Origin of the sequence: Thioalkalivibrio sp. ALE16 (assembly GCF_000381305.1) — a bacterium.
GTDB lineage: Bacteria > Pseudomonadota > Gammaproteobacteria > Ectothiorhodospirales > Ectothiorhodospiraceae > Thioalkalivibrio.
On sequence record NZ_KB906356.1, the window covers coordinates 201,637 to 223,357 of the forward strand.

The window sequence follows — 21,721 nt, forward strand, 5'->3', positions numbered from 1 at the left end:
CATGGCCGATGCGGGGGACTCCCAGCGCCCACACGGGCGGGTGACCAGCTTCTCCATCCGCCGGCCGGTCGCGATCATGGCGCTGGCCTCGGTGGTGATCGTGCTGGGCATGTTCTTTGTCGACCGCCTGCCGGTGGACCTGCTGCCGCATGTCGAGTACCCGCACATCCGGGTCACGGTGAACCACCCGGGCACCGCGCCGGAGGTCATGGAGGAGCAGGTCACACGAGTGCTGGAGCGCAATCTTGCGGCGACCGAGAACCTGACGCGCATCTACAGCCGTGCCTCCGAGGGGCGCACCAACGTCAACCTGCTGTTCGAGTACGGGACCAACCTGGATCTGGCGTTGCAGGATGCGGCGCGTCACCTGGAGCTGGCGCGCACCCAGTTGCCGGATGATTTCGAATCCCTGCGCCTGTACAAGTTCGACCCGTCGCAGGACCCGATCTGGGAGGCGGGCTTCTCCTCCACCGTGCGTTCCGAGACCGCAGTTCGCGACTGGGTGGAGCACGAGCTGGCCCCGCAGTTGATCGCCATCCACGGGATCTCCTCGGTGGAGGCCTCCGGCGGCCAGCAGCGCGAGCTGGAGGTGATCCTCGACCAGGAACGGGTGCGCGGCTACGGCCTGTCGCTGGCCGCGATCAGCGAGACGCTGGCGGACGAGAACCGTGAGGTGGCCGGTGGCTGGGTGACCTCCGACACCTTTGATGTGATGGCCAAGACCGAGGGCCTGTTCACTTCCGAGGCGGATGTGCGCAACGTGCTGATTCCGCTGCCGGGGCCGCAGTCGGCGCATGTGCGCCTGGGCGAGCTGGCCGAGGTGCGCGACGGCCACCGCGAGCAGCGCCTGTTCATCCGCCTGGATGGCACCCCGGCCGCGCGCGTGTCGGTGTTCAAGCTGCCGGAGGCCAATACCGTCGAATCGGTGGATGCCGTGCGCGGGACGCTCCAGCGGCTGGAGCGTTCCGGGTTTATCCCCGAGGACATCCAGTGGGAGGTGGTCAGCGACTCGGCCCCGTTTATCCGTGGCGCGGTGTCCTCCGTGGGCACCGCTGCAGTCCTCGGTGGCGTGCTGGCGATGCTGGCGGTGTTCCTGTTCCTCGGCAGTCTGCGCAAGAGCTTCATTATCGGGCTGTCGATCCCGATCGCGCTGATGGCGACCTTCGCGATGATGGGGCTGGGCGGATTGACCCTGAACATCATCAGCCTGGGCGGGCTCGCGCTGGGCGTGGGGCTGCTGCTCGACAACGCGATCGTGATGCTGGAGAACATCTACCGCCATCGTGACAAGCTCGGGAAATCGCCGGAGGAGGCTGCCCATGACGGGGCGGGCGAGGTCGTGTCGGCGGTCACCGCCGGCACGCTGACCAACCTGGCCGCGGTGCTCCCGTTCCTGCTGATTACGGGTATCGGCGCGCTGATCTTCCGCGAGCTGATCCTGACGCTGTCGTTCGCGATCATCGCCACACTGGCCGCAGCGATCACGCTGGTGCCGATGCTGGCGGCCCTGCTCGCGCGCATCCGCTGGGAGAGCGGGCTGGACCGGACCTGGCTGCTGCGCGGCTTCGACCGCGGGGTGCAGGGCTTGCGCCGACGTTACCGGCGTCTGCTGCCGAAGGTGCTGCGCGCGCGCTGGGTGGTGCTGGGCGCCGCCGGGGTCCTGCTGGTCGGCGCCATCCAGGTGGGCGGCGAGCTGGGTACCGAGTTCCTGCCGCAGGTGGACGATGGTCAGGTCAGCGTGCGCATGGTCCTGCCGCCGGGTACACCGCCGCACGAGACCGATGCCGCCGCCCGCGACATCGAGGCCGCACTCGAGGAGCTGCCGCATGTCGAGAGCGTGTTCGCCATGGTCGGCGGGCATCTGGGGGGTGGCGTGGTCAACGAGCGCCCGGGGACGTCCAATCTCACGGTGCAGCTCACCCCGGCCGGACAGCGTGAAATGACCGCCGGGCAATGGGTGGCCGAGGCACAGGCGGCGATGGACGAACTGGACCTGCCCGGGGCGCGGATTACCGTGCGCCCGCCGCGTATCGACGGGTTGCAGTTCAGCGTGACTGGCGACGACCTGTCGATCGGCGTGGTGGGGGCGGATCTGACCGAGATGCGTACCATCGCCCGCGAGATCGCGGGGCGCCTGGAGGGCATCCCGGGCCTTGAGGGCGTCGAGGTCGGGCGCGAGGACCAGAGCCCGATTCTGCGCGTACACGTGGATCGCGAGCGCGCGGCCGCGCTGGGCCTGCAGGTGGGCACGGTCGGTCAGACGATCCGCGATGCGGTGGAGGGTGCGGTACCGACCCAGTATGTACGCGATGACCGCGAATACGACTTGCGCGTCCGCCTGCCGCGCGAGGATGTACAGGACACGGCCACACTGGGACGGATGATCCTGTTCCGTGATAACGGCGATCCCGTACGGCTCGCCGACGTGGCCGAGTTCGAGATCGGCGAGGGGCCCGCCCATATCGAGCGCGAGAACCAGAGCCGGGTGGTGCGGGTGAACGGCGATATCAATACCGAGGTCAGCGACGTCGGTTCGGTGATGGCCGAGGTCGAACAGCGTCTGGCCGAGGTGGAGGTACCCGAGCACTACAGCCTGCTGATCGGGGGCGAGTGGGAGACCATCCAGGAGACGCAGCGCGAGATGGCCACCGTCGTTGCGCTGGCGATCTTCCTGGTCCTGGTGGTGCTGGCGGTTCAATACGAGCGCCTGGCCAATCCGCTGGTGATCGTGGCGGCGGCCCCGCTGTCGCTGATTGGCGTGGTCGCGATCCTGTGGGCCACGAACACGCCGGTCTCCGCGCCGGTGATGATCGGCGCGATCCTGCTGATCGGGGTGGTGGTGAACAACGCGATCCTGCTCGTCGAGTACATCGAACAGGGCCGTCGACGACGCGGCCTGAGCCCGGCGCGCGCGGTGGTGGAGGCGGGTGCACTGCGCCTGCGTCCGATCCTGATGACCACCCTGACCACGGTGCTCGGCATGTTGCCGCTGGCCATCGGCCTCGGTGAGGGTGCGGAGATCATGCGCCCGCTGGCGCTGACCGTGGTCGGCGGCCTGATCGCCGGGATGATCCTGACGCTGCTGGTGGTGCCCTGCCTGTACCTGGTGGTGAACCGCGCCGCGGAGCGCGTAAAGGGAACGCTGACAACCCGGTCACGTGAGCCCTCGGATATGGGGGCGATCAGTTAGGATGCCCGGCATCCGGAACATCACGAACGACGAGGAGAACGGGATGAGACGCATAATCGGAAGTGGCGCAGTGCTGTTGGCGATGCTGGCGGGAGGGGTACCCGCGCAGGCCGACGAACTGCATACGGTCGAGCAGCTGAGTCAGGCGCCGGCGGAGCTCGAGGGCGAAGAAGTGCGCCTGGAGGGCATCGTCGGGCGGGTGAACGAGGACATCATGGGCCGCAACTTCATCCACTTCGTGGACGGCACGGGAAGCGAGGGTGATTACATCACCATCACCTCCACCGAGCTGCCCGAGGTGGGCGACCGCGTTTCGGTCACCGGAACGCTGATCCTGGATCGTGACTTCGGGGCCGGCTACACCTATCCCGTGATCATCGAAGGCGCCTCGTTTTCCGAGGAATAGCCGCATGCCGTGATGGTGCATGTTGGAGGACTCCGACATGCACCCTGGCCGCACAAGGGAGTGCGGCTTTCAGACGTCCCATGGAGGGGAGGCGATGTCCATCAAGAACCTGCTGTTACGTTTCATACTGCTCTATTTCTCGCTGACGATCGTCGCGATGTTCGCAATCGCCCATTTCCATCTCGAGCAGTTCGGTACAACGATCGGAATGGGGATTCTGGGCCTGGCGGTGGCGTGGCCCTGCGAGGCCTTTGGACGCAGGAACGGCCGCTATCTGTCGCGCGCCGAGAAGTGGCGGGTGATTGCCGTCATGGTCGCTGTGCTCCTCGGTACGCAGCTTTCCCTGGCCTTCCTGGTGCTGTGGGCCGACGGCACAGTACTGGACAGTTTCATGCTCGCGGTCCTGGGCGTTGTCGCGTTGTTATATGCCGGCTTTGTGGTAGCGATGGTCAATCTCACCGGACGCCACCTGCGCAAGCGCGGTTTGGTCGGGGGAGAAACCGCGGGATAGCCCTACGGCCGGTCAGTCGCCCAGGTGGCGCTTGAGCCACTCGAGGCGCTCCTCTGGCCAGTCCGCGGCCGTGACCGCATGCCAGGCGTCGATGTAGTGCTCGGTGGCGTAGACATGGCCGTAGCCGCGCGGGGCAGCATCGCCGATGGTAACGTCTACCGCCAGTTGCAGCATGGTGACCACCGGGTACCACGTCAGGTCCGCTGACACGTCCGGGCCGCGCGGGTGCTGCATCCACTCGGGCTTGCGGTACAGCGCCTGGGGCTCGAAGAAGGTGACCGGGTCACTGGCGTACTGCAGGTAGACGATGCGCATCGGGCCCCATTCGGCGCCGGGGATATCCAGGTGGTTCTCCTGGTTGGTGAAGCGCACCACCGAGCTGTCGCGAAAGCGCGGCAGCCAGGCCGGGGAGTCCGGCTGGCGCTGGCGCGTGATGTCGCGCCAGGTCTCGCTACGAAACGGCGGGCCGGCCCACAGCGCGCCGGAGAACGGATCGCCGATCACGTCGTACAGATCCGCGGCGCGCTCGGAGTTCAGCGCGCCCAGACTCAGGCCGTAGAGGTACAGCTCCGGGCGGGCGTCCGCCGGCAGCTGCTTCCAGTAGCCGTAGATCTCCGCGAACACCGCCTGGGCCGTCTCGTGGCCGTACTGCGACTCGGCCATCAGCGACAGCCAGCTGGGCAGGTAGGAGTACTGCACGGCCACGGTTGCAACATCGCCGCCGTGCAAATACTCGACCGGCTGGATCGCGCGGTTGTCCACCCAGCCGCGCCCGGTGGGGGTGGCCAGCACCAGCACCGAACGGTCGAAGGCATTGACCCGCAGCATCTCCTGCAGGGCCAGCCGCGCGCGTTCCTCGATGGTCTCGGCGGCATTCAGGCCTACGTAGACGCGGATCGGGTCCAGGGCCTCGCCCGCGGCGAAATCGCGGATTGTGCTGGCATCCGGTGCCTGTCCGACGAAGCGCTGTCCCTGGCGCCCGAGCCCTTGCTCCCAGCTGACCAGCGAGGCCGGGCTGCCCGTACGGAACGTCGCCGTCGGTTGTTCGACCCCCGGGTATTCGCGCACGTCGAACTGCTGGAAGCTGCGGTCCGCGGTGCGCAGGCCGTATTCCAGAATCACCCCGTCAATGACCGCCCAGAACACCCCGGCGGCGACCAGCACACCGATCACGTTCGACAGCCGGCGCGGGATGAAACGGCGCAGATGGCGGGCGAGAAAGCGCACCAGCAGCTGAAACAGCCGTCCGACCGCCAGGGTGGCGGCAAACACCGCCGCCGCGATCAGCCCGAGTCGGATCGGGAAGCCGCCGTCTACCGGCTCCTGCTCCATCAGGGCGCGGATGCTGTTCTGCCACTCGGTGGCCTGCCACAGGAAGATCAGCACGATCAGCACGGCGCCGCCCCCAGCGATGACCACCAGGGTGTTGTGCGTGCGCTCGCCGAATTCCGGCAGCTCCAGATAGGACCACAGCCAGTGGAAGAACACGCCCAGCCCGTAGCCGGCCGCCAGCGACAGTCCGGACAGGATGCCCTGTACGTCGTCGGTACGCGGGATCAGGCTGGGGGTCAGCGACGCGGCAAAGAACAGCGTGGCCAGGATCAGCCCCGGGATCGACAGGGTCCCGAGGATACGGGTGGCCCAGCCGGGCCAGATGAAGCGCCGCAGGCGGGTTTGCAGGCGAGCGACGATGGACATCGCGTGAGCACTTCCTTGATGAACAGAAGGGCTTATCCTGTTCGCCCGCTCGGGCGGGTTCAAGTCTCCACCGTGAGCGCCGGCCTGCTTTGGAACCTACTGGGCGTTGTCGCCCGGGCTGCCAGCGTCGGCGTGGCGAAAGCGGAAGCAGCCCTCGACCATGCGCAGGGCCACGCCGAACAGCGCGACCTGCAGCAGGAGCCCGCCGGTGGCGGCGCCCAGTGCGAGGCCGGTGGCCAGCCCCAGGGCCATCAGCAGCATCAGCAGGGTGGCGGCGAGGCGGCTGCGCAGCCAGCCGCCGACCAGCGCCAGCAATGCCACGAGTGTGCCTTCGAGCATCGTGGGCATGTGCTGCACCAGCACGCCCAGCATCACCACGATGACCCCGGCGAAGACCAGGACCCAGCCGGCCACCCGCGCCAGGCGGCGGGCCTGCTCGGTGTCATGGATGGATTGCAGCAGCAGGAGCAGGTCGGCGCCGGCCCCGGCCCAGTGGCGCGATCGCGATTCGTTCATGTGACCACGGTACTACAGCGCCATGACGCCCGGGTGACAGGATTGGCGCGCGGTCATCGCCGGGTCAGTATCGACTCGAGATCGAAGGCCTCGGTCGCGGTTGCCCCGGACTCGGCCTGTTGCACCGAGCCATGGTCCGACCAGTGCAGCAGGCTGAGGTGGCCCGAGCGATCTTCCACCAGGGCCGTGCAGTGCTCGACCCAGTCACCGTCGTTGCAGTAGAGGATGTCGCCGAACGCCTGGACGTTCGGCTTGTGGATATGGCCGCAGATGCAGCCATCGAAGCCGCCCTTGCGCGCGGCGGTGACGGCGGCATGCTCGAAACGCTGGATGTATTCCCGCGCCGCCCCGCTCACGCGGGTCTTGAGCCAGGCCGACAGGGACCAGTACGGATGCCCGAGGCGGCGTCGGATGGTGTTCAGGTAGCGGCTGCCGCGCAGCAGCAGGTTGTAGCCAAGATCGCCCAGGGCGTGCACCAGGCGGCTGTGGCGTACGAGCCCGTCGAACTCGTCGCCATGCGTTACGCGGAAGCGCCGGCCATCGGCGGTCCAGTGCACCAGTTCGCGTTCGATGCGCACGCCGCGGATCTCCGAACCGACAAAGCCGCGCACCAGTTCGTCGTGGTTGCCGGGGATGTAGATGACCTCGACTCCGTGCAGGGCGAGCGACAGGACCTGCTCGACCACCGCCGCCTGGGTCGCGTCCCAGAAGATGCGCCGGCGCATGGCCCAGATGTCGAATACATCGCCGACCAGTACCAGGCGATCGCAATTGACTTGGCGCAGCAGGTCCAGCAGGTAGTCCGCGCGGCACTCCCGGGTGCCCAGGTGCAGGTCGGACAGGAACAGGCTGCGGCAATCCAGGGTGGCCATCGAGAAGCTCCTGCTCGTGGTTTTCCCGAGGGTCGCGCATCCACGTGACGCGGCCGTGGCGCCGTGGTGACGATTGCGTGATGCGCGGGTTGCGGGCCTACGGCCAGAGGACCAGCAGCCAGATCAGGGTGGCGTTGGCAAAGCCCAGCAGCACGGCGGCCGATCCCATGTCCAAGGGAGACGCTGATTTAATCGCACGTCCGCGTTGGTGCCCCCTGTTTCCCGAGACAAGGCGTGTCGTGCAGCGGGTAGTGGTTCTACCCGCCCGTTTTTGATGGATTCGGGGCGCAACGCAGGATCGGGTAACAGGGGGCACCAACCCCACAATCCATTGAAAGCAGGGGCTCGGCCGCCCGTTGTTATCAAAAACGGGCGTGGGAACGGCGTTGCGGTTCCCTTGTGCAGAATGACTGCACGGCGGTCACCGCGCCTTGTTCGCCCGCAAAAGCGACTCGAGCGCGGACGTGCGATTAAATCAGCGTCTCCCTTGGCACGCGCGGCCAGCCTGTGGCGTTCCGGACCGAAGCGGTCCACGGTGGCCTCGATGCCCGAGTTCAGTACCTCGATGATCAGGATCAGGAACAGACTGCCGAGCAGCAGTGCGCGTTCCACTCCGGTATTGCCAACCACCAGCGAGAGTGGCGCCAGGATGACCACCAGGATCAGTTCCTGACGAAAGGCCTCCTCGTGGCGAAAGGTGGCGCGCAGGCCTTTCCAGGAGTACCCAAAGGCCCGCAGGATGCGGGTGATGCCGGTAGCGCCGCCGTTGGCCATGGTCGCTTGGTCCGCTGGAGTGGGAAGGGCCGTCAGCGAGGACGGTCGGCCGCGGTATGCGGGGTGCCGAGCGCGTCGGCCGGGCTCAGCAGATCCTGATACACGGTCAGCAATTGTTCGGCCATACGCCGCTCGCTCCATTCCCGCGCCCATGCGGCGTGGGCTGCGCGCATGGCGCGCTGGCGTTCGGGATCATCGAGGACGCGGGCGACCCGCTCGGCAAACACCGCGGGCTCCTCGGGAGCGACTTCGGCACCGGATGCGTCGGTGAGGATGTCGAGCGTGCCCAGGCGCGCCGTGGAGACCACGGGCAGCCCGCAGGCCATGGCCTCCAGCAGGACCAGACCCTGCGTCTCGGTTGCGGAGGCAAACACGAATGCATGCCCGGCGCGGTAGCAGTCGACGAGCGATGTCTCGCGGTCCAGATACCCGCACCAGTGCAGGTTGTCCTCCAGGCCCATCTGCGCGGCCTGGCGCTGCAGGGCAGCCCGGGCCGGTCCCTCGCCCGCGATCAGCAGCAGGACGCCGGGGCGACGCTCGCGCAGGTGCTGGAGCATCTGCAGCAGAAAGCCGATGTTTTTTTCGAAGGCGATGCGCGACACATGTACCAGCATCTCGCGGCCGGGTGCGATGCCCCGCTCCGCCCGGAACAGGTGGCCGTCGCCTCCGGTCCAGGCCTGTGGGTCGATCCCGGTGGGCAGGCGCACGATGGGCGTCTTGATCCCGTACTCCAGCAGGGCCTGGTGCAGGGCGGTCGACGGGGCGATCACCCGGTCGACCGCGTTGCACTGCGCGCGCGAGATGCGCCGCGCCAGCCCCCGCAGCCATTTGGCGGGCAGCCACGGCAGGTAATGCTGCAGATACTCTTCGAAGAAGGTGTGGTAGGTCTCGATGACCGGGACCTGCCAGTCGCGTGCCAGCTTGAGCCCGGCGTAGTGCGCCACGAAGGGGGTGTGGACATGGACCACGTCGGCCCGCTCGATCCCGGCTTCCCGCAGGGAGCGGCGGATGAGGCGAGGCTTCAGGATGCGGTCCTCCGGATCCACTACCAGGTAGCGCGACGGGATGCGGATCAGGTCCGGGTCCTGCGGGTCGGGGCCGGGGTGCGCGCCCAGTCCGGGGTAGGCCGGCACCACCAGCGTGACGCGATGGCCCAGTTGTCGGAGCTGTGCGCGGAAACTGGCCAGCGAGGTGGAGACCCCGTTGATCCGGGGGAAGTACACGTCGCTCAGCATCAGAATGTGCACGGCTGCACCTTGGGGCGAGACTCAGGTCCCGGAGTGTGGACCGGGGGTGTGACCAGGTGATGACGACATTGCGACGGAATTGTTGCGCGCGTAGACCGCCGGTTCGGGTTTCGGGCCGTACCGCGTACCCCCGCCCGATGCGCCTTATTCGGTCGTAGAGGGCTCGGACGATCGCCCCTGTTGCAGCTCGCGCAGGCGTTCGGTGATGCCGGGGTGGTCGAATTCGCGCGCGCCGATGGCGCGATAGGCGATGCGGCCCTCGGGGTCGATCACGAAGGTGGTGGGGATGCCGCGCACCGGCCAGGTATCGATCGCGCTGGCCGCGCGGTCCAGCAGCAGGGGAAAATCCACCGGGTAGTCGGCGGTGAAGAAAAAGATGCGATCGGCGTCCTCGCCGACGTTTACCCCGAGTACCACCAGCCCGTCGGGGCCCAGTCCCTCCCATAGTCGCTGCAGGGAGGGCAGTTCGTCCCGGCACGGCGGGCACCAGGTCGCCCAGAAGTTCACGACCACGACGCGGCCGCGGTAGTCGCGCAGGTCGTGTGCATGACCGTCGAGGTCCTCCAGTGTCAGGGGAGGAGCGTCCGGGCGTGGCTCGATCGCGGTGAGGGACTCGGTCGCGGCCGGGGCGGTCATGGCGGCCAGGATTAACAGGATCAGGAGGGTCGCGAGCTTTGGCATGGCGATCATCCTCCCGCCTCGCCGGCGCAGCGCAGGTCGGGCAGCCGCGCCTCGTGGAGCTCCCCGGCCGCGCGCCAGCGCAGGGTCAGATCAAAGGGCGTGCCCGGCGGATGGTCGAACAGGATCATGCCCATCAGCCAGTCGCCGGGTTCGAAACGGTGTTCGCCGGGGAACAGGGCCCAGCGAAAGGCGATGCGGGCGGCTTCGGGGGCCTGCCGTCGGTCCCAGGTTGCCTCCCAGTCCCGGTTCGGGCGCGGGCGGATGAGCCCCTCCGGCCCCTGGCTGCTCCAGTCGTGGAGATTGACCTCGATGGGGGTGTGTGGGCGGTTGTTGCGCAGGATCGCCTGGAAGACGCAGTGCGCCGCAATGAGATCGGCATGTTCGGTCTCGAAGCCGCGTCCCAGGAAGAACGCGCGGGTCTGATCGGGCAGCAGCTGCGCAAGCTCCAGCGAGACGCCATCGCCCTGCCACGTCCAGGTGATCAGGCCGCTGGTGGCGTCCGTGCGAGCCTGCAGGGTTTCCGTGGCGCTGGCCGACGCCATGGGCGTGGCCAGCGCCAGAAGGGCCAGGACGCGGATCAAGGTCTCGCGGGCAAGCGATCCATTGGGGCCGGGCCGCCTACGGTCCGCCGAGGACATGATCGAGCAGCGCCTCGAAGGCCGGTTCGGCGTTCTTCGCCGCGCGCTCCAGGCTCGGATGCGGCTGCAGGGTGGTCATGAACTTCGGGTGCAGCATGGACAGTTTTGTGTTGCCGTTCTCTTCGTACAGACCGATATGGCCGCAGGGCATCATCGCGCCGACGTGCAGGCCGGCATCCAGGATGTCGGGCCCCAGCGGCAGGTAGCAGACCTTCAGGGCGGTGATGTCGCCACCGGCCAGGCCGAACTCGGCCAGGAAGATCCAGTCCTCCTCGTTCTCCGCATACTCGCGAATGGCCCGGGCCAGGTCCTCGCGGGACTGTTCGCAGTCGCGGATGATGAAGTGATCGTCGGGCTCGGACGCCGCCAACGGGGCGGCCAGGCCCAGCGCAAGGGCGGCGGTGATGGCCAGTGCCAGGGTCGTGATCGGGTGTTGTGCGCTCATGGCAATGCCTCCTTGGGTTGTTATCGGGTGGCCACGTACCAGTTGTTCTGGGGGTCGTGCGCCAGTTGGTGGACGCGGATGTCGTGGAATCCCGCGCGCTCTAGGTATTCGCGGGCGCGGGGTTCGCCCCACATCGCACCCAGGCCGGGGCCGTCCCGGGCGAGCGATACCGGCATGCAGTGCATGCAGGAGACCGTGTAGAGGAAGGGCCCGAGCGGGTGGTCGAGGTCGCCGGGGATCTCCCCGGAGCCGCGGATGTCCTGCATCAGGTAGATCCCTTCGGGTACCAGCGCGCGATGGATGCCGCGCAGGACCCCCTGGGGATCGGCCTGGTCGTGGATGGCGTCGAAGGTGGTGATCAGTTCGAAGCTCCGGGCCTCGAGACGGTGCCCCATCTCGGCGGCGTCGGCCTCGATGAACACGACGTTGTCTAGCCCCTCCGCTTTTGCCTCGGCGCGCCCGCGCGCGATGGCCTGTGGCGAGAGATCCAGTCCGGTGAATTCGCTGCGAGGGTAGCGCCCCGCCAGGTGGTTGATGATGCGCCCGCTGCCGCAGCCGACATCCAGCACGCGGATGCCGCGCTCGAGATGATCGGTCAGGCCCGGCACCAGCGGCAGGATGGCGCTCTCCAGCGAGGACAGGACGGACTGGCCGCTGTCCTCGGCCATGACTTCGTGGAAACGTGTGTAGCGTTCGTAGGGCACGCCGTCACCGGTCTGGAACGCGGTGGCAATCGCATCCTCCACGGCGCCCAGCACTGCGATGTACTGGGCGAACACCGCCAGGTTGTCGGCCGCGGTGGCGCGGGTGAGGCACGTGGCATGCGCCGGCGGCAGGGCAAACCGTGGCCCGGCGGGTTCCACCGTGACGATCCCCGCCGTGGCCATCGCGCCGAGCCATTCGCGGACATAGCGTTCGTTCAGGCCGCTCGCTGCGGCGATTGCCTCGGACGTTGACGGGGGTCGCCCGCGCAGGGCATCGAACAGTCCGGTCCGGTGCCCGAGCGAGAGCATCAGGCACAGCGCACCGTGATTGAGGACCTCGACCAGGTGGCCGGCAAAGGCCTCCACGGCCTGTGGTGACGCAGGGTATTCCGGGTCGGACGGCATGCGGGTGACCTCCGCGATGGCGCCGGGGGTTGGCTTTACCCGGAGCCTAGGCCGTGCGGTGATCCCCCGCGGTCACGGGCTTGCGGTGCGGGGGCGAATCTTGCGGTTGTGCGTCAGGGTGTTTCGGGGCCGTCCGCGCGGGTGATTGGCGGCTCCCCGTACTGATCACGGTAGGCGCCGGGTGCCATGCCGAAGGCCTGCCGGAAGTGGCGGGCCAGTTGTTGCGGGGTGTAGCCGGTGGCCGTCGCGATCTCGCCGATGCTCGCGTGCGACTCGGTCAGCAAGGCGCGCGCCCGCTCCAGACGCAGCTGGGTCAGGTAGCGGTGGGGCGGCTGGCCGTGGGTCTCGCGGAAGGCGCGGGCGAAGTGCCAGGGGGAGAGGTCGCACAGCGCGGCGAGTTCAGCGAGACGGATCGGCTGGTCGAGGTAAGTCTGCATGTAGTCGATGACCTGTGCCGAGCGGTGCGGTGCGAGGCCGCCCCGGCAGCGGTCGGCCGGGGCGGCATGGCTGGTCAGGCGGGCCAGGCGCACCACCAGTGCGGCCATCATGCTGTCCACGAACACGTGTGCGGCGGGGTCCTCGCGACCCATTTCCTGCCACAGACACTCCAGGCCCTGGGCGATCAGCGGGTCGCTGTGGTGGCGGTTGTGAACGGGGCCGAAATCCAGCGGGTCGTCGGCGGGCCGGTCCAGGCAACGGCGGGCCAGGTCGGCGGGGATGGCGATAAACCGTACCCTCGCCGCGTCCGTGACCCGGCACCAGGGCGTGGCCCCCGGGGCCACGGCCACGAAATCGCGGGTGCGGGTGTGTCCCGAGAAGCGCCCGGCGCCGAGATCGCAGACGTAGCGGAATGGGGCCCCGGACGACTGGCTCAGGACCAGGTCATCGGAGGCCGGGGTGTGGAACAGGCCCGGTGGCTGACGGGTCTCCAGCATGGCGACCGCTGGCGAGGCAGCCGCGCGGATCTCGCGCAGGTGCGGTCCCCCGTTCCCGCGGGCGTAGTGCTCCAGCATGTTAGGCCATGGTTGCGGCATTTTCTCACCCCGCATGTCCTGTATAGGCCATGCCGGTGCCGCCTGCCAGATTCAGCGGTAGACGCGAACCTCCTGGGCCCAGCCGTCCACGCCGCGATTGGCACAGAACGCCTGGACGTGGCCGTCGGCGTAGCGGATCTCGACGTTGAAACCAGCCCCGGGCGGGTGGTTCAGGGCCACCCGCCGGTGCTCGCCGGGCGCGATCTCGCCCTCGCGAATGCTGGATTCGGACAGGTCGTGCCCGAAATCGAAGTGCACCGCGCGGATGGTCGTGTCGCTGTCATTGTGCAGCGTGACCATCAACGCGCCCTCGGTCGGGGGGCGCTCCACGCCCCAGTGCATCAGCCCCGCACCCATCGCGAGTCCGAGCACGAACAGCCCGGTGGCAGGGGCGCGCAGGGCGTCTACCAGGATCTCGTCCCAGCTGCGGCGTTGTGTGTCCGGTTCCATGCGGCGCCCGATGTCTTGTGTATAAGAAAAACCTAATTTAATAGGACCGGCAGGGCAAGGTCATCCGCGCCTTGCGTGGGAGCCGTCTCCTGATCGGCGTTGCGCGGTTTTCGGGTGCCGGTCGACGGTGCATGTGACCCCGCAGGCGCATTCGGGTATGTTCGCCGGGTTTGATTGGAGCAGGACAGCACGCCCGTGGGAACCGACGAACGCAATCTGCAGGGACTGGTCGCGCAGCTGGCGGAGCGCCTGGCGGGCACCGGCCTGCACGGGCGCATTGGCCTGGAGAAGGAGACCCTGCGCGTCGGCCCGCAAGGGTCGCCAGCCCTGACCCCGCACCCGGCGGCGCTGGGTTCGGCGCTGACCCACCCGAATATCACGACCGACTACTCCGAGGCCCTGCTGGAGCTGGTGACCCCGCCGTTTGACGATGTGCGCGAGACGCTGGGCTTCCTGCATGACCTGCAGGCCTTCGCCGCGGCCAATGTCGGCGACGAGACCCTGTGGTCGACCTCCATGCCCTGCGTGACCGCCGATGACAACGCGATCCCGGTCGCGCAGTACGGCACGTCCAACGCCGGGCGCATGAAGACCGTCTATCGCGTCGGGCTGGGGCACCGCTACGGACGCAAGATGCAGGTGATCGCCGGGGTGCACTTCAACTATTCCCCGCGCCCCGAGTTCTGGCCGGCGCTGGCGCAGGTGCTGGGCGAGCAGGATGACCGCGCGTTCCGCGACGAGCGCATGATGGGCATGATCCGCAACCTGCTGCGCTTCGGCTGGCTGGTGCCGTATCTGTTCGGGGCCTCGCCGGCCGTGTGCAATTCCTTCCTCGAGGGCCACGGCGCGGTGCTGGAGGACTTTGACGACGACACCTCTTACCTCCCGCATGCCACCAGCCTGCGCATGGGTGACATCGGCTACACCAACCGCAAGGAGGCGGACACCGGCATCAAGGCGGACTACAACTCGCTGGGCGGCTACGTCGACTCGCTGCGCTGCGCGATCAATACGCTCAGCCCCGAGTGGGAGCGCATCGGCGTGAAGGTCGACGGCGAATACCGCCAGCTGAACGCCAACATCCTGCAGATCGAGAACGAGTACTACTCCACCGTGCGCCCGAAGCAGCCGCTGGAGCGCTTCGAGAAGCCCACCGATGCGCTGGAGGCACGCGGGATCGAGTACGTCGAGCTGCGCTCGGTGGACATCAACGCGCAGCACCCGCTGGGGGTGGACGAGACCCAGCTGCGCTTTCTCGAGGTGTTTGCCCTGACCTGCCTGCTGCAGCCCAGTCCTTTGCTGGCGGACGGCGAACTCGACGCGATCGACCGCAACCTGCTCGATGTGGCGCATTACGGCCGCCGCCCCGGCCTCGAGCTGCGCCGGCAGGACGAGCAGGTACTGCTGCAGGACTGGGCGCGCGAACTGCTGGCCCTGATGCGCCCGGTCGCCGCGATCCTCGACCAGGAACTGCCGGGCGACCCCTACCGTAGAGCGCTAAGCGAGCAGTGGGGCAAGGTCGAGCAGGCCGACCTCACGCCCTCGGCGCGCATGCTGGAGGACATGATGGCGCGCGAGGAGGGCTTCTACCGCTACGCCAGCCGCCTGTCCGCGCAGCACCGCGAGGCGTTTCGCTTCAACGGCCCGCTGCCGCGCGCCGAGACGCTGGAGGCCCTGGCGCGCCAGAGCCTGGCGGAGCAGGCCGCGATCGAGGCGGCCGATACCCTGGACTTCGATACCTTCCTTGCCCGCTACTTCGACGGCACGCTGCGCGCCTCCTGAGGGAGACGCTGATTTAATCGCACGTCCGCGTTGGTGCCCCCTGTTTTCCGAGACAAGGCGCGTCGTGCAGCGGGTAGTGGTTCTACCCGCAAGCGGCGCAACGCAGGATCGGGGAACAGGGGGCACCAACCCCACAAGCCATTGAAAGCAGGGGCTCGGCCGCCCGTTGTTGATCAAAAACGGGCGCGGGAACGGCGTTGCGGTTCCCTTGTGCAGAATGACTGCACGGCAGTCACCGCGCCTTGTTCGCACGCAAAAGCGACTCGAGCGCGGACGTGCGATTAAATCAGCGTCTCCCTGAGCGGCCTATCCCTCAGTCGGTTCGGTATTTTCGAACTATCGGGCGGAAATAACGCGATTTATTTTCGATTTTATCGACAGGATAATCGACCCTATCATCCGTAACCGTGGCGGCTGGACCGCTGCAGAGGGAACCCCATGAGTCTCCTGATCAACGGCGAACTGCGCGAAGGCTGGCTGGAAGAGGAGTCCGACGAGAACGGCGAGTTCGTGCGCCAGGACCAGCAGTACCGCAACTACGTGACCGCCGACGGCTCCGCGGGTCCCCTGGGCGAGGGCGGCTACCCGGCCGAGTCCGGGCGCTATCACCTGTACGTCTCCTATGCCTGCCCCTGGGCGCATCGCGCGCTGATCCTGCGCAAGCTCAAGGGCCTGGAGTCGCACATCGGGTTGTCGGTCGTGCACCACTACATGGGCGATGCCGGCTGGTCCTTCGATGACTGCGACGGCTGCACCGGTGACCGGGTGCACGGCTCACGCTACATGCACGAGCTCTACACCCGCACCGATCCGAGATACACGGGTATCGTGACCGTGCCGGTGCTGTTCGACACCCGGACCGACCGGATCGTGAACAACGAGTCGGAAGACTTGGTGCGCATGTTCAACAGCGCCTTCGACGGCATCACCGGCAATACGCTGGATTTCTACCCGGAGGACCTGCGCGAGGAGATCCACTCGGTCAACGAGCGCGTCTACGAGAACGTGAACAACGGGGTCTACCGCTCCGGGTTCGCGACCAGCCAGAAGGCCTACGATGCCGCCTGGGACCGTCTCTTCGAGACCCTCGACTGGCTGGAGGAGCGCCTGGCACGCCAGCCGTTCCTGGTGGGCGACCGGATCACCGAGGCCGACTGGCGGCTGTTTACCACGCTGGTGCGCTTCGATCCGGTCTACTACAGCCATTTCAAGTGCAATAGACAGCGCATCATCGACTTCCCGGCGCTGTCGGCCTACCTGCGCATGCTCTACCAGCGCCCCGGCGTGGCCGAGACCGTGCGCATGGATCACATCAAGGCGCACTACTACGGCAGCCACCCGATGCTGAACCCCAGCGGCATCGTGCCGAAGGGCCCGGTGATCGACTACACCCGGCCGCACGATCGTCCCCTGGGCGATCTGCCGGCCGCGCTGCGGAACGCCGGTGAAACGTGACGGTCGTTACACTAGGGAAACACTGATTTATCAGCGATTCCGTGCAGTCGCTGAAAAAGCCAGGACTGCTGTATTCAGCGCGTCTAACGGAACGTACAACCCTGGCCCGGTCAGGGGGCACCGCACTGTCCCCTGACCGGGCCGCATTCATGTAGGGGCATCGACAAGTGAAGGCGATTGGCGGGTTTCTGGGACTGGTCCTGGTGGTGGCGGTCGTCGCTGCTGCCTGGTACGCGTTTGGCCCGGAAGCGGGGGATGACGTGGCCAGCGACGCGCCTGCCGCCGAACGCGACGACCGCACGCCGGTGCGCGTTAGCGAGGTCGTCCCGCGCACCTTCGAGACCGTTGTCGAATCCCTGGGTACGGTGCAGGCCAACGAGTCCGTGGTGGTCACCGCCAGCGTCACCGAGCGCGTGGTCGAGGTCCTGTTCGACGACGGCGACACGGTGGAGGCCGGGGATGTTCTGGTCCGTCTCGATGCCGACGAGGAGCGTGCGGCCCTGCGCGAGAGCCGTGTCCAGGTGGACGAGGCGCGGCGGGAGCTGGAGCGCGTGCGCGACCGCGTGGCCGATGGCGTGGTCACGCAGCAGCAGGTGGACCAGCAGCGTTCGCGGCTGAACGAGGCGGAAGCCCGCCTGGCGGCCGCGGAGGCGCGTGTGGCCAACCGCGTCATCCGGGCCCCGTTCTCCGGCCGTCTGGGCCTGCGTCAGGTCAGCGCTGGCTCCCTGGTCAGTCCGGGGACTGCGATCGTTGAACTCGATGACGTCTCGGTGGTGAAGGTCGATTTCGCGGTACCCGAGCGGCACACCTCGGCGATCCACCTGGGCCTGGAAGTTCAGGGGCGCAGCGCGAATGGCGAGTTCGAGGGGCAGGTCTCGGCTGTCAGCAACCGTCTGGACGTGGCGACCCGCACCCTCACCGTGCGTGCCCTGGTCGAGAATCCCGACCTGCTGCTGCGCCCCGGCATGCTGGTGAACATCCGCCTGCCGCTGGACCCGGTCGAGCGCCTGGCCGTCCCGGAGGGCGCGATCCGCCAGGTCGCCGACCAGCACTTCGTGTTCCGGCTGCGTGACGACGACACGGTCGAGCGGGTGCGCATCCGCATCGGGCGACGCGATCCGGGGCATGCCGAAGTGCTGGAGGGCCTGGAGCCGGGGGATACCGTCGTCTCCGAGGGCGTGTCGCGGGTGCGCGACGGCCGCGAGGTACGCGTGCTGCCGCCGCGTGCGCCGGATAATGGCGAGGCCGGGGACGGGGCATGATCATCTCCGATGTCGCCAATCGCCGGCCGGTGCTGGCGATTGTCTTCAATCTGCTGCTGATCACCTTCGGTCTGATCGCCTACGACAGCCTGCCACTGCGCGAATACCCGGATGTGGACCCACCGGTGGTCACGGTGGACACCATCTACCCCGGGGCCAGCGGCGAGATCATCGAGCGTGAGGTCACCCAGCGGATCGAGGATCGCATCGCCGGGATCGAGGGGATCCGGTTTATCCAGTCCTCCAGCGAGGACGGCCGCTCGCGTATCACCATCGAATTCAACCTCAGTCGCGACATCGACGCCGCCGCGAACGACGTGCGCGAGGCGGTCAGTCGCGTGCTGGGCGACCTGCCCGACGAGGTCGACCCGCCCGAGGTAACCAAGGCGGACGCCGATGCCAACCCGATCCTGTGGCTGAACCTTTCCAGCACCACCATGGATGCGCTGGAGCTGGCGGACTACGCCGAGCGCAACCTGATTGATCGCCTGTCGGTGGTGGACGGCGTCGGGCTGGTGCGCCGGGGCGGCGCGCGCAGCTACGCGATGCGCATATGGGTCGACCGCGAGGCCCTGGCCGCGCGCGAGCTGACCGTCACCGACATCGCCGACGCCCTGCAGCAGGAAAACGTGGAACTGCCGGCGGGGCGTCTCGACTCGCTGGAGCGCGAATTCACCGTGCGCGTGGAGCGCCAGTACCGCACCCCCGAAGATTTCGCCGGGCTGGTGCTCAAGCGCGGGGAGGGCGGGCAGCTGGTGCGCCTGGGCGATGTCGCCGAGGTGAATATCGGCGCGGATACCGAGCGCAGCGAGTTCCGCGGCAACGGCGAGGACATGATCGGGCTCGGCATCATCCGCCAGTCCAACGCCAATGTGTTGGAGGTCGCCAATGGCGTGAAGGCCATGGCGGACCGCCTGCAGGACTCCCTGCCGGAGGGCACCTCGCTGGTCACCACCTACGACGAGTCGGTCTTCATCGAGGGGGCGATCCGCGAGGTCTACATCACCCTGGCGGTCGCGACTGCCGCGGTGGTGTTCGTGATCTACCTGTTTCTGGGCAGCTGGCGGGCGACCCTGATCCCGGCGGTGACCGTGCCGGTCGCGATTACCGCCGCGTTCATCGGTATCAGCCTGTTCGGGTTTTCGGTCAACCTGCTGACGCTGCTGGCGCTGGTGCTGGCGGTCGGACTGGTGGTGGACGACGCGATCGTAATGCTGGAGAACATCCACCGGCGCATCGAACGGGGCGAGCCGGGGCTGCTGGCGGCCTACCGCGGTGCGGGCCAGGTCGGGTTCGCGATTGTGGCGACCACCTCGGTACTGATCGCGGTGTTCGTGCCCCTGGCCTTCCTCGACGGCACGGTGGGCCAGCTGTTCACCGAGTTCGCGATCGCCATGGCCATCGCGGTCTTCTTCTCCAGCATTGTGGCGCTGACCCTGGCGCCGGTGCTCTCCGGGCGCCTGATGCACAAGGGCGATGACCAGACCGGTGCCGCCCACTACATCGGCCGCGGCTTTGCGGCGCTGGAGGCCGGTTACGGCCGCGTGCTGGCGACCGGGCTCAAGGGGTCGTGGCTGGTGGTACCGCTATTGGCCGCGGTGCTGGCCGGGGCCTGGTATCTGTTCGACGCGCTGCCCGAGGAGTTTGCGCCGCAGGAGGATCGCGGGTCCTTCTTCGTCCTGGTTGACGGACCCGAGGGGGCGAACTTCGAGTACATGAGCCGCCAGATGGCCGAGGTCGAGGCCCGGATCCAGCCGCTGATCGAGGACGGCCCGATCCGCCGCGCCCTGGTGCGTACGCCACGCGGCTTCGGCGGCTCCGAGCTGATGAACAACGGGTTTGTGATCGCGATCCTGGAGCACTGGGACGACCGCGACGTGTCCGGTCAGGAGGTGATCGACGAGATCCGCGGCATCATCAACGAGATGCCCGGGGTAGAGGCGCGCGTGGTCATGCGCCAGGGCCTTTCTCGCGGTCGCGTCGGGCCGCCGGTCCAGTTCGTGATCTCCGGGCCGGATTACGACCAGCTCGAGGAGTGGGGCGAAATCATGCGCGAGGCCGCCGAAGGCATCGAGGGCCTGACCCGGGTGGATCTCGATTACGAGCCTACCCAGCCACAGCTGAACGTGCGTCTGGATCGCGACCGGGCGGGCGACCTTGGTGTCTCCATGCGCGATGTCGGCCGTACGCTGGACATCGTGCTCGGCGGGCGCGACGTGACCACCTTCGTCGATCGCGGCGAGGAGTACGACGTGATCATCGAGGGCCTGGCCGATCAGCGCCGCACGCCGGGCGATATCGACAACCTCTACGTACGCTCCAGTTCCGGCGCCATGGTGCCGCTGTCCAGCCTGGTCACCTACGAGGAACAGGCCGGTCCGTCCTCGCTGGAACGCTACAACCGCTCGCGGGCGGTCACCCTGACCGCCGGGCTGCGCGACGGCATGACCCTGGGCGAGGCGCTGGACACGCTGGATGCCAAGGCCGCCGAGCTCCTGCCGGCCGAGGCGGGCATCGACTACAAGGGCGAATCGCTGGATCTGCGCACCGGCTCGGAGGCGATCCTGTTTGTCTTCGCGCTGGCCCTGCTGGTGGTCTTCCTGGTGCTGGCGGCGCAGTTCGAGAGCTTCGTGCACCCGTTCGTGATCATGCTGACCGTCCCGCTGGCGGTGGTGGGTGCCCTGATCGGCCTGACCGTTACCGGCCAGACGCTGAATATCTACAGTCAGATCGGCATGGTCATGCTGATCGGCCTGGCGGCGAAGAACGGCATCCTGATCGTCGAATTCGCCAACCAGTTGCGCGACCGCGGGCGTGATTTCGACGCCGCGATCATCGAGGCCGCGCGCATGCGGCTGCGGCCGGTGCTGATGACGGCGCTGACCACGGTTGCGGGCTCCATTCCGCTGATCCTGGCCTCCGGGCCGGGCGAGGAGACGCGCTTCGTGATCGGGGTGGCGGTGTTCTCCGGTGTGCTGTTCGCGACGCTGTTTACGCTGTTCGTGATTCCGGCGGCCTACAGCCTGGTCGCGCGCGGCACCACCTCGCCGCTGGCGACCACGCGCCGCCTGCACGAGCTGGACGACGAGATCGACGATGTCGACGGCGAGCGCCGCGGGGTCCGCGCCGCCACTGCACCGCGCGCCGAACCCTGATCACTCGGTGCCTGCTGCCTGCCCTGTTGAGGCTGGTCCTGGTTCGTCATCCGGTGTTTACGTGCCTCCGGTCCGCCGCCTGCCTCGTGGTGGCTGGTCCTGGTTCGGCATCGGTGTTTACGGTGGCTCCGGTCCACATACTGCCAGGCGCTGACTCGCCAGCGCGCCCCGAGGTCCTTTCTTGCTTGCCCAAGAAAGTGAACCGCCCCGGGTTTCCCGGAGACCCGTTGGTTTGGGTCACGCTGCACGAACGGACCCCTGAAGTGGTTGATGGTACTGCGCTTCGATGATTGCCGGCGGTCGATACCCGTTGGATTCCAACAGGCGTCGCCGGTTGAACCAGTCGACCCACTGGAGCGTAGCCCACTCGACGTCGCGTCGATCGTTAAGACGTCCCCAGTAGGCCCGGACCTCGGTCTTGTACAGCCCGTTGATGGTCTCCGCCAGGGCGTTGTCGTAGGAGTCACCGACCCGGCCCACCGAGGGCTGGAGCCCG

The 21,721-nt window shown here is 67.7% G+C and carries 18 protein-coding genes and 1 pseudogene; 7 read left to right on the forward strand and 12 right to left on the reverse strand.

The genetic code is table 11. The features are described 5' to 3' along the window. Position 1: 1 nt before the first annotated feature. The 3 genes from F627_RS0104395 (at position 2) to F627_RS0104405 (ending at position 4,107) form a co-directional block, all read left to right on the forward strand. Positions 2 to 3,190, forward strand: a complete 3,189-nt coding sequence (locus F627_RS0104395; protein WP_019583397.1) for an efflux RND transporter permease subunit — start codon at positions 2 to 4, stop codon at positions 3,188 to 3,190. 43 nt (positions 3,191 to 3,233) lie between these two features. Then, positions 3,234 to 3,596 (forward strand): hypothetical protein, encoded by a 363-nt coding sequence (locus F627_RS0104400; protein ID WP_026332023.1) that lies wholly within the window; start codon positions 3,234 to 3,236, stop codon positions 3,594 to 3,596. Positions 3,597 to 3,690: 94 nt separating this feature from the next. Beyond that, positions 3,691 to 4,107 carry an ABZJ_00895 family protein gene (locus F627_RS0104405; protein ID WP_026280622.1) on the forward strand — a complete coding sequence of 139 codons (417 nt, stop codon included), beginning with the start codon at positions 3,691 to 3,693 and terminating at the stop codon, positions 4,105 to 4,107. A gap of 12 nt (positions 4,108 to 4,119) precedes the next feature. Here F627_RS0104405 and F627_RS0104410 read toward each other — a convergent pair whose 3' ends face one another. The 11 genes and pseudogenes from F627_RS0104410 to F627_RS0104455 form a co-directional block, all read right to left on the reverse strand. Further along, positions 4,120 to 5,805 (reverse strand): alpha/beta-hydrolase family protein, encoded by a 1,686-nt coding sequence (locus F627_RS0104410; RefSeq protein ID WP_018879702.1) that lies wholly within the window; start codon positions 5,803 to 5,805, stop codon positions 4,120 to 4,122. A 96-nt stretch (positions 5,806 to 5,901) separates the two neighbouring features. After that, positions 5,902 to 6,321, reverse strand: coding sequence for a hypothetical protein (locus F627_RS0104415; RefSeq protein ID WP_018877119.1), 420 nt, complete (start codon positions 6,319 to 6,321; stop codon positions 5,902 to 5,904). Between the two features lie 53 nt (positions 6,322 to 6,374). Further along, positions 6,375 to 7,193, reverse strand: coding sequence for a UDP-2,3-diacylglucosamine diphosphatase (locus F627_RS0104420; protein WP_018866746.1), 819 nt, complete (start codon positions 7,191 to 7,193; stop codon positions 6,375 to 6,377). A gap of 486 nt (positions 7,194 to 7,679) precedes the next feature. Continuing rightward, positions 7,680 to 7,967: pseudogene (locus tag F627_RS16275) on the reverse strand (diacylglycerol kinase); the annotation flags it as partial. A 32-nt stretch (positions 7,968 to 7,999) separates the two neighbouring features. Next, positions 8,000 to 9,202 (reverse strand): glycosyltransferase, encoded by a 1,203-nt coding sequence (locus F627_RS0104425; RefSeq protein ID WP_019583398.1) that lies wholly within the window; start codon positions 9,200 to 9,202, stop codon positions 8,000 to 8,002. 156 nt (positions 9,203 to 9,358) lie between these two features. Then, a complete protein-coding gene (locus F627_RS0104430; RefSeq protein WP_018879700.1) occupies positions 9,359 to 9,904 on the reverse strand; it encodes a TlpA disulfide reductase family protein in 546 nt (181 codons plus the stop codon). Beyond that, positions 9,901 to 10,476 carry a hypothetical protein gene (locus F627_RS0104435; RefSeq protein WP_019583399.1) on the reverse strand — a complete coding sequence of 192 codons (576 nt, stop codon included), beginning with the start codon at positions 10,474 to 10,476 and terminating at the stop codon, positions 9,901 to 9,903. Before F627_RS0104435 ends, F627_RS0104430 begins: the two co-directional genes overlap by 4 nt. A 37-nt stretch (positions 10,477 to 10,513) precedes the next feature. Next, a complete protein-coding gene (locus F627_RS0104440; RefSeq protein ID WP_018882857.1) occupies positions 10,514 to 10,978 on the reverse strand; it encodes a DUF302 domain-containing protein in 465 nt (154 codons plus the stop codon). 20 nt (positions 10,979 to 10,998) lie between these two features. Then, entirely contained in the window at positions 10,999 to 12,087 is a 1,089-nt protein-coding gene (locus F627_RS0104445) for a methyltransferase domain-containing protein (protein WP_026332024.1), read from the reverse strand. 113 nt (positions 12,088 to 12,200) lie between these two features. Further along, positions 12,201 to 13,121, reverse strand: a complete 921-nt coding sequence (locus F627_RS0104450; protein ID WP_026332025.1) for an AraC family transcriptional regulator — start codon at positions 13,119 to 13,121, stop codon at positions 12,201 to 12,203. A 51-nt stretch (positions 13,122 to 13,172) separates the two neighbouring features. Then, complete coding sequence (locus F627_RS0104455; protein ID WP_018866753.1) at positions 13,173 to 13,571, reverse strand: hypothetical protein; 399 nt, start codon at positions 13,569 to 13,571, stop codon at positions 13,173 to 13,175. Positions 13,572 to 13,766: 195 nt separating this feature from the next. Here F627_RS0104455 and gshA point away from each other — a divergent pair, with 195 nt between their 5' ends. From gshA to F627_RS0104475, 4 genes are all read left to right on the forward strand, one after another. Beyond that, complete coding sequence (gshA, locus tag F627_RS0104460; RefSeq protein ID WP_019583402.1) at positions 13,767 to 15,353, forward strand: glutamate--cysteine ligase; 1,587 nt, start codon at positions 13,767 to 13,769, stop codon at positions 15,351 to 15,353. A 438-nt stretch (positions 15,354 to 15,791) separates the two neighbouring features. Then, the gene (locus F627_RS0104465) at positions 15,792 to 16,808 is read left to right on the forward strand and encodes a glutathione S-transferase family protein (protein WP_019559105.1); all 1,017 of its coding nucleotides are present in this window, start codon (positions 15,792 to 15,794) and stop codon (positions 16,806 to 16,808) included. 167 nt (positions 16,809 to 16,975) lie between these two features. Further along, positions 16,976 to 18,070 carry an efflux RND transporter periplasmic adaptor subunit gene (locus F627_RS0104470; RefSeq protein ID WP_019583403.1) on the forward strand — a complete coding sequence of 365 codons (1,095 nt, stop codon included), beginning with the start codon at positions 16,976 to 16,978 and terminating at the stop codon, positions 18,068 to 18,070. Further along, on the forward strand, positions 18,067 to 21,225 hold the full coding sequence (locus F627_RS0104475) for an efflux RND transporter permease subunit (protein WP_019583404.1): 3,159 nt from the start codon (positions 18,067 to 18,069) through the stop codon (positions 21,223 to 21,225). The genes F627_RS0104470 and F627_RS0104475 overlap by 4 nt, the downstream gene beginning before the upstream one ends. A 237-nt stretch (positions 21,226 to 21,462) precedes the next feature. Here F627_RS0104475 and F627_RS0104480 read toward each other — a convergent pair. Next, positions 21,463 to 21,721: integrase core domain-containing protein (locus F627_RS0104480; RefSeq protein WP_019583405.1), on the reverse strand; the 259-nt coding region annotated here is incomplete at its 5' end.